This window comes from Kitasatospora sp. MY 5-36 (assembly GCF_001182915.1).
Taxonomy (GTDB): Bacteria; Actinomycetota; Actinomycetes; order Streptomycetales; family Streptomycetaceae; genus Kitasatospora.
In genome coordinates, this window is record NZ_LFVW01000028.1 from 1 (window position 1) to 1,605 (window position 1,605).

1 protein-coding gene and 1 pseudogene are annotated in these 1,605 nt (G+C 76.3%); one reads left to right on the forward strand and one right to left on the reverse strand.

The features are described from left to right. Positions 1-503 precede the first annotated feature (503 nt). The gene (locus AE652_RS02270) at positions 504-1,079 is read left to right on the forward strand and encodes a nucleosidase (protein WP_049649370.1); all 576 of its coding nucleotides are present in this window, start codon (positions 504-506) and stop codon (positions 1,077-1,079) included. A gap of 107 nt (positions 1,080-1,186) precedes the next feature. Here AE652_RS02270 and AE652_RS02275 read toward each other — a convergent pair. Then, a pseudogene (locus AE652_RS02275) lies at positions 1,187-1,605 on the reverse strand (RNA polymerase subunit sigma-70); the annotation flags it as partial.

The window sequence follows — 1,605 nt, forward strand, 5'->3', positions numbered from 1 at the left end:
CGGCCGGTGCCCCCGGTGCGGCCGCCGCCACCGGCACGGCCGTCGCCACCGCGGCGCCCGGCGCCCCCGGCAGCTGGTTCGGCCGTGCCGGGAACGCGGCGCCGGACGCGCCGTTGCCTACTGGTGTTGCCACCCGCCTCATCCTCCCCTGGGGCCGGGCCCGTCCCCGGGGCCCGACCGATGGCAGCAGTATGGCCGTGACTCCCCCCGACCACACCTGACTTGCGCCGATCTTGAGCATGTCGTGCACGTCCCCCGGACGGCCCGTGGCACCGGCGCGGCCGGTGCCGTCGGTGCCGTCGGTGCGGCCCGTACGGTCCCGTACGGCCCGTACGGTTCGTGCCGCTCCCGCCGGTCGTCTCCTGCCGGTCGTCCCGAGAGGTGGCGAACCGTCCGACGCGGGCCGCACCCTACGCGGTTCCCCCGGCCGGGCGGAGCGCGGGGGTCCGGTTGCGGGCGGGCTTTCCCGGGTGCGGCGACCCCTCGCTCCGTACGATGGAGGTATGCGCCTGCTTGGAACGATCTCGCCCGACCGTCCGCTGCTCGTCGTCGCCGTGCGCGAGGAGGCCGCCCACCTGGACGACCGCCTGCCCGTGCTGCTCACCGGGATAGGGAAGGTCAACGCCGCCGTCGCGCTGGCCACCGTCCTCGCGCAGGGCGAGAAGCCGTCCGAGGTGATCAACCTCGGTACGGCCGGCGCGCTGCGCCCCGGCTGGGAGGGCACCCACCACGTGGTCCAGGTGATCCAGCACGACCTCGACACCGCCGCCCTGCACGCGCTCACCGGGCGTGAGTACGGGGCCCCGCTGGTGATCGGCAAGGGCGACGGCCCGGTGCTGGCCACCGGCGACCTCTTCGTCTCCGACACGGACGCCCGCGACCGGCTCGCCGAGCACGCCGACCTGGTGGACATGGAGGGCTACGCCGTCGCCACCGTCGCCCACCGCGCCGGGCTGCCGGTGCGGCTGGTCAAGCACGTCAGCGACCAGGCCGGGGACGGTGCGGAGCACAGCTGGAAGGAGGCGGTGGACGACTGCGCCCGGAAGCTGGCCGACTGGGTGGTCGCGCAGGGCTGGTGACGTCGCCTCAGGGGCTGGTCAGGGTGGCGCGGTGACCGGGGGGAACGCAGGGCCGACCGGGCTTGACCGGGGAGGGCGCGGCCGCCCTCCCCGCCCCGCCTCCCGGGTCAGCCGTTCCGGAAGTCGGTGAGGTCCAGGCCCGCCAGCCGCTGCGGGTCGGTGAGCACGTCGATCGCGACGATCGCGCCGTCCACCACGGTGAACGCCATGACCGACAGCGGCCTGCCGTTGTCGCCGATGACCACCGCGCCCGCGGTGCCGTTGACCAGCGCCGGGCGGGCGAACGGCGACAGCGTGCCCCACAGGACGGCCTGGCCGGCCACCGTGCCGGCGCCCGAGAGCACCACGGTGTGCCGGGCCAGCAGCGCGCCGCCGTCCGAGCGCAGCACCACGTCCGGGTCGAGCACGGCGAGCAGCGCGTCCAGGTCGCCGTTGCGGGCGGCGGCGAAGAACGCGTCCACGGCCGCCCGCTGCCGGCCGAGGTCCGGGTCGGGCGCGGGCGCCTGCCCCTGCACCTTGCGGCGGG

Coding starts and splice junctions, on each gene's coding strand:
- AE652_RS02270 (WP_049649370.1), top strand. CDS start 504: ATGCGCCTGCTTGGAACGATCTCGCCCGACCGTCCGCTGCTCGTCGTC.